Annotated in this window: 4 protein-coding genes and 2 pseudogenes; 5 read left to right on the top strand and 1 reads right to left on the bottom strand. The window is 66.0% G+C overall.

Annotated elements, in window-relative coordinates:
* The first annotated feature begins 133 nt into the window (after positions 1–133).
* The 3 genes and pseudogenes from ACRDUX_RS33545 to ACRDUX_RS33535 all read left to right on the top strand — a co-directional run.
* On the top strand, positions 134–1,960 hold the full coding sequence (locus tag ACRDUX_RS33545) for an amino acid permease (protein WP_526420626.1): 1,827 nt from the start codon (positions 134–136) through the stop codon (positions 1,958–1,960).
* Entirely contained in the window at positions 1,957–2,850 is an 894-nt protein-coding gene (locus ACRDUX_RS33540) for a universal stress protein (RefSeq protein ID WP_526420624.1), read from the top strand. Before ACRDUX_RS33545 ends, ACRDUX_RS33540 begins: the two co-directional genes overlap by 4 nt.
* Positions 2,851–2,948: 98 nt before the next feature.
* Positions 2,949–3,047: pseudogene (locus tag ACRDUX_RS33535) on the top strand (hypothetical protein); the annotation flags it as partial.
* A gap of 219 nt (positions 3,048–3,266) precedes the next feature.
* Here ACRDUX_RS33535 and ACRDUX_RS33530 read toward each other — a convergent pair.
* Positions 3,267–3,917: pseudogene (locus ACRDUX_RS33530) on the bottom strand (peptidoglycan-binding domain-containing protein); the annotation flags it as partial.
* Between the two features lie 426 nt (positions 3,918–4,343).
* Between ACRDUX_RS33530 and ACRDUX_RS33525 the strand changes: the two are divergent.
* Together ACRDUX_RS33525 and ACRDUX_RS33520 are read left to right on the top strand one after the other, a co-directional pair.
* Entirely contained in the window at positions 4,344–5,042 is a 699-nt protein-coding gene (locus ACRDUX_RS33525; protein ID WP_526420622.1) for a YciI family protein, read from the top strand.
* 7 nt (positions 5,043–5,049) lie between these two features.
* Positions 5,050–6,197, top strand: a 1,148-nt coding sequence (locus tag ACRDUX_RS33520; RefSeq protein ID WP_526420620.1) for an RNA polymerase sigma factor, incomplete at its 3' end; no start/stop codon positions are given.

Raw genomic sequence — 6,197 nt, 5'->3', positions numbered from 1 at the left:
TCACACAACCGTCAGGAGCGGCCATCGCCGCATGGCCGTGGAACCCGCGGCCGCCCGATGAGTGATTTGAATCACATCCGGGTACTCGACGCTGGTCGGTCGTCCTGTTTGCGTGGTGACGGAGGTCTTTCCCATGAGCGCGGTACCCACCCTGAAGAAAGCACTGAGTCAGCGGCAACTCACGATGATCGCCATCGGAGGGGTCATCGGCGCAGGCCTGTTCGTCGGCTCCGGCGTCGTCATCGGCGATACCGGGCCCGCGGTCTTCCTCACCTACGGCATGGCCGGCGTGCTGATCATCATGGTGATGCGGATGCTGGCCGAGATGGCCGTGGCGAACCCGTCCACCGGATCGTTCGCGGACTATTCGCGCAACGCTCTTGGGCATTGGGCCGGATTCTCGGTCGGGTGGTTGTACTGGTATTTCTGGGTGATCGTGGTCGGCTTCGAGGCCATCGCGGGCGCCAAGATCGTGCAGTACTGGATCGACGTCCCGCTGTGGCTGTCCGCATTGATCTTCATGGTCCTGATGACCGCGACCAACCTCTTCTCGGTGTCCTCCTACGGTGAGTTCGAATTCTGGTTCGCCGGCATCAAGGTGGCCGCGATCATCGCGTTCATCGCGTTGGGTGCCGCATTCGTCTTCGGACTGTGGCCTGGTAAATCGGCGGACTTCTCGAACCTGACCAGTCATGGCGGCTTCATGCCGTTGGGCTTCGGCGTGATCACCGTCGGCATCGTGACCGTCATCTTCTCGATGGTCGGCGCCGAGATCGCGACCATCGCGGCCGCAGAGTCTGCGGATCCAGAGAGAGCGGTGGCCAAAGCCGCCAACTCGGTGATCCTGCGGATCCTGATCTTCTACGTGGGCGCGGTGCTGCTGCTGGTGATCATCCTGCCGTGGAACGGCGATGCGCTGGCCGCATCGCCCTTCGTCGCCGCCTTCACGGAGATGGGAATTCCCTACGCAGACCACGTGATGAACGCGGTCGTGCTGACGGCGGTCCTGAGCTGCCTCAACTCAGGCATGTACACCGCCTCGCGGATGCTCTTCGTGCTCGCTGCGCGGCGGGAGGCGCCGCCCGCACTCGTTAAGGTGACCCGTCGCGGTGTGCCGGCGAATGCGATCCTGGCGTCCTCGATCATCGGGTTCCTGTGCGTGATCGCTGCGGCGGTCTCGCCAGACACGGTCTTCGCTTTCCTGCTCAACTCGAGTGGCGCGATCATCCTCTTCGTCTACCTGCTGATCGCGATCTCGCAGATCGTGCTTCGCTACCGCACTCCGGACTCCGAGCTCCGGGTGAAGATGTGGCTGTTCCCGGTGCTCTCGGTGCTTACCGCGCTGGGAATCGTGGCCATTCTGGTGCAGATGTTCGTCGACACGGCGCTGCGATCCCAGCTGGTACTGAGTCTGCTGTCCTGGGCGGTCGTGATCCTGCTCTTCCTCGCGAACAGGCGGTTTGTGAAACGGCGCCCGGCAGAGCCCGCTGAAGTCCCGAGCGGCGCGCCGCCGCACCGAGTGCTCGTGCTGGCCAATCAGACAGTCGACTCCCGCGAGCTGCTCGATGAGCTACGGCGCATCGGGGCCGACAGGGCGGCGAAGTACTTGGTGGTGGTTCCGGCCAGCCCCGTCGATACCGGTGCCGCATCCACACACGGACCGCGCGACGTCACGGAGGCCACCCAGGAGGCTGCGACGGCCAGACTCCAAGCCACGTTGACCGCACTGCGCAGCGAGAACCTCGACGCAGAAGGTGAACTGGGTGATGACCGGCCACTACGTGCGCTGGACCACGCCGTCGCGCAGTTCAGTCCTGATCAGATCGTGATCTCGACGCTGCCGCCCGAGTTCTCGGTGTGGCACCGTTTCGACGTCGTCGACCGCGCCCGCACCCAATTCAAGGTGCCCGTGACGCACATCATCTCGAAGTCTGTTGTGGTAAACCAGGTTCCGCGATGACGATCATCGCGGGGTTCAGCGCGAGCCGGCAAGGGATTGCACCGCTGAATCTAGCGGCGCAGCTGTCCAGGTGCACCCGGGCCAGGATCGTCGCTGCGGCGATCGTCGAACGCCCGTGGCCGCCTAGGTCAGATCCCGTCGAGGACGAATACCTCAACTACGTTGGCATGCAGGCCAAGAAATCGCTCAAGGCGATTGCCGACCAACTCCCCGACGATCTGGACGTGTGGCAGATGGTTCACCAGGCCAGATCGATCCCGGAGGGTTTGACCGAACTCGCGGCCGAGATGGACGCGGACGTCGTCGTCGTCGGCTCGTCCTCCTCCGGTCTGCTCGGCAGGATCGCGTTGGGTAGCGTCACCGATCGCCTCGTCCACACCGCCGCGGTCCCCGTGGCCATCGCACCTCGGGGATATCCGGGGCATCCCGGCCGGATAGAGCGGTTGACGGTGGCCTATGGCGGCCAGGCGGATGCGGTTGGGTTGGTCTCGACGAGTGCGGAATTGGCCAAGCGTTGGTCGGCGCGACTGCGGATCGCTTCCTTCACCGTGCGCCCGGTCAGCATGTTCAGCGGTGCGATCGAACCGGCCGCCGAAGACCTCGTCGTGCAGCAGTGGGCGCGACGGACCCACGAGGGGATCGCTGCCCAGCTGGAGACGGTCCGTTCTGGTGTCGGCACCCTCGATGCCGAGGTGGTGATCGGGGCGGGACCGACGTGGCGTGACGCGGTCGACGCCGTCCAGTGGAGCGCCGGCGACATCCTGGTGCTGGGGTCTGGCGCGGCCGGACCGGCAGCTCAGGTGTTCCTGGGCTCGGCGGCGGCGCGCATCCTGCGGCATGCGCCGGTGGCGACGATGATCGTCCCTCGGCACGATGCCGTCGCGAACTAGACTGTGCGCGCAGGCTATTCCGAGCTAGCTGGCTGAGAGGCCGCTGCGGCCGCCGGCTGACCGGGCGGTGTATCGGTGAGAATCTGAACCGCGCGGTCGACTCCTGTCGCGCCGTTGAAGGCGATCCAGTCCTGGTAGTGGACATGCGGATTGCGAACAATGAAATCCCCCACCACTATCGCCGTCCTCACCACCTTCGCAAATGTCTCCGGCGTGTTGGCGAGGTTCAGCAGAGCGAGGAATTCATCGCTCTGGATGAGGGTGATGATCTTCACGGCGAACGGCAGCTCGAGCTCGAGGGGTGTCAGCGCCTCGTATCCGAGATGCAGCAACGTGTCATCGGTGGCCGTCGCGTACATATCGCCGTCGAGCACGAAATCGAATGTGCGCGCGCGGAACTCGGTCGGAGTGTAGATCCTGGAAATGCCGGACCCCGGCGGGTTGTTGCCAAGCCGCGTCGGCCCGGGCGGGCGGCAAGGGCTGCCGAAGGTGACGACATCGAGGAGGTCGCCGGCGCGGTGCGCCAACGGCTGGCCGGGCAGCATCAGTCGCAGTGTCCGCACCACCACTTCGGCGCCCTGGCTGTAGCCGCAGAGGTAGAACTTGCCCGCATTCATCAGGATCAGCCGGACGAGTTCGGCTACCCCGAGGGCTACCGATTCGTTGTAGCTCAGAAACGGGTTCGGATAGAGGAACCCCGAGGCGGGATATCCGACGGGTTGATTTCGGACCCGCCCCAGTTGTTCGAGCCGCCAACCCACGTCGAAGGGCGGCCCCTGGAATGGAGTTTCCCAGGTACCGGAGGCGCAGTAGAAGAACGGCAGCGTAGTCGGTGTCGGAGGGGGTTGATCGAACCTCAGCCCGAGACGCCCGAGCGTCTGGGGGCCGGCGATACCGTCGACCACCAGCCCCGCGCGCCGCTGGAACTCCCTGACCACCGCCGTGGTGGCCGGCCCGTAGACGCCGTCGACGACCAGGCGGGAATAGAGTGGGTAGTCGCGGTTGAGTCTGGCCTGAAGCAACCGAACAAGATCGTTGTCGTCACCCGGTCTCAATATGACAGCCATCGCGAACCCCTTTGTCTGACAGTGGATATAGCCGATTCTAGCGCCGATCGATCCGGAGGCGGTGGGATTCACGTCAGCTCTGCGGGTGGCACCACCCTCAGATTCAGGGCAGCAGCGGTGGCGGGACCGACGATCACCAGATCCCCGGCGTCCGCGGGGTAGCCGTACTTGAGCTGGACCGGCACCGGCGGCCTCGGTGTCGCGTACTCCTCGTGCCCGATCGTGCGACTGGAGTTCTGCGCCAGGCCGCCACGACAAGTACCTCAACGGCTGCCAGCGGTATTTCCGCGGAGGCCACATCAGCGTGCATCAGTTCACGCTGCAGAAGTAATCAGACGCCAGCTGTCGGATTGAGGCAGTGCCGTTCGTCGGATGGGTAGAGAGTGGAATACACCGGTTTCCGCTCGCTAACCAGAGGAGACGACAATGCAGTACTTCGCCCTACTGATCAGCCAGGAGCGCGAGCGCACGCCTGAGGAGGGCGCCGAGGGAATGGCCGCCTTCCAAGCATTCCATGCCAAGGCGGGCTCGGCGATCCGCGCGGGCGATGCCTTGGCGCCTGCGGCAAGCGCTGTGCGCATCACGGGTGGTCCGGATGCCCCGATCGTCACCGACGGCCCATTCGCCGAGAGCGCCGAGGTGGCCTGCGGTTACTACGTGTTCGAGGCAGAGAATCTCGACGAGGCACTGGCGCTGGCCCGCGACATCCCAGTGGCCGAGTTCGGGGCGGTGGAGGTCCGGCCGACTTTCCACGCGTTCGATCCGGATTGGTCGCAGACCGGCGGCCAGTGGCTGGCGTTGCTGCTCGAGCCACCGGCATCCGCCTTTGTTCCGGGCACGCCGGAGTGGCAGGCGGAAGCGGAACGGCACGGTGAATTCGCAGCCGCCGCAGGCGATCACATCGTCGGCGGGGCCGCGCTACAGGCGCCGACGACGGCGACGACGGTGCGCGTTCGCGACGGTGAGGTGTTGTTGACCGACGGGCCCTACGTGGAAGGAGCCGAGATCGCCACCGGCTTCTATCTACTGTCCGCCGCCGACCGCGACGAGGCCGTCAAACTCGCCGCGATGATCCCCGCCTCCGCCGTCCAGGTCCGTCAACTCGCCGGGGTTTCCGGGCTGTAAGGCACCCATGGCCGAACTGGACGGTGTCTTTCGGCGCGAGTGGGGCCCCGCCGTGGCCACAATCGCGCGCTGGTCCGGCGATCTCACGATTGCCGAGGACGCCGTCCAGGAGGCCTGTGCGCAGGCACTGCGGGTATGGCCGTCCGAAGGACTGCCCACCAATCCCGGCGCCTGGCTGACCACAGTGGCCCGCAACCGCGCGCTGGACCGGATGCGGCGTGAATCCCAACGTCCCGGAAAGGAATTCTCGGCGGTGTACGAGGAGGTGACAGCGCGGGCCGACGCCGCGGGTGAGTTGAACCCGGTGCGCGACGACGAGCTGCGGATGATGTTCACGTGTGCTCATCCCGCGCTGGACCGCAGCTCGCAGCTGGCGCTGACCCTGCGATTGATCTCAGGCCTGACCGTCACCGAGATCGCCCGCGCGCTGCTGCTGTCCGAGGCTGCAGTGGGTCAGCGAATCACCCGGGCCAAGAACAAGATCCGAACAGCCAACATCCCATTGCGGGTACCTCCGGCCGAACTGTTGGCCGAGCGCACGCCGCATGTGCTCGGCTGTATCTATTCGGTGTTCACCGAGGGCTACTGGTCGACGGGCGGCCCGTCGGCCATCCGCGACGAACTGTGCGACGAGGGGGTGCGGCTGGCTGGTGAGCTGTGCTCGCTGTTACCCGGCAACCGCGACGCCCACGCGCTGGCGGCGCTGGTGCTGCTGCACGATTCGCGACGCCGGACCCGGGTGGACCACAGCGGTGCGCTGATACCGCTCGACGAGCAGAACCGGAGCCGCTGGGACCGCGGCCGCATCGCACGGGGTCTGGATGAGCTGCGACGGGCCGAAGGCGCCGCAGGCCCATACCTACCGCAAGCGGTGATCGCCGCGCTACACGCCACCGCACCCAGCTGGCAGCACACGGACTGGGCGACGATCTGTCTGGCGTATGACCGGCTGCTGGCGATGCTCGACTCACCGGTGGTCCGGGCGAATCGAGCACTGGCCATCGGGTTCCGGGACGGCTTCCCGGCCGGCCTAGCCGCGCTCGATGAGGTGGCCGACGATCCACGGTTGGCGCGGTTGAATACCGTCGCGACGATTCGGGCCGACCTGCTGCGCCGGGCCGGGCGCCTCGCGGAGGCTCAACGGTGGTACCGCGC

The sequence above is a fragment of the Mycobacterium sp. genome, assembly GCF_050701675.1.
In the GTDB taxonomy this organism is placed as follows: domain Bacteria; phylum Actinomycetota; class Actinomycetes; order Mycobacteriales; family Mycobacteriaceae; genus Mycobacterium.
The sequence above is the reverse complement of the archived record's forward strand: the minus strand, read 5'-3'. Positions and strand labels throughout refer to the sequence as shown.

Excerpts from the sequence above, each read along its gene's own strand:
- ACRDUX_RS33545 (WP_526420626.1), top strand. The coding sequence starts at position 134 with ATGAGCGCGGTACCCACCCTGAAGAAAGCACTGAGTCAGCGGCAACTC.
- ACRDUX_RS33540 (WP_526420624.1), top strand. The coding sequence starts at position 1,957 with ATGACGATCATCGCGGGGTTCAGCGCGAGCCGGCAAGGGATTGCACCG.
- ACRDUX_RS33525 (WP_526420622.1), top strand. The coding sequence starts at position 4,344 with ATGCAGTACTTCGCCCTACTGATCAGCCAGGAGCGCGAGCGCACGCCT.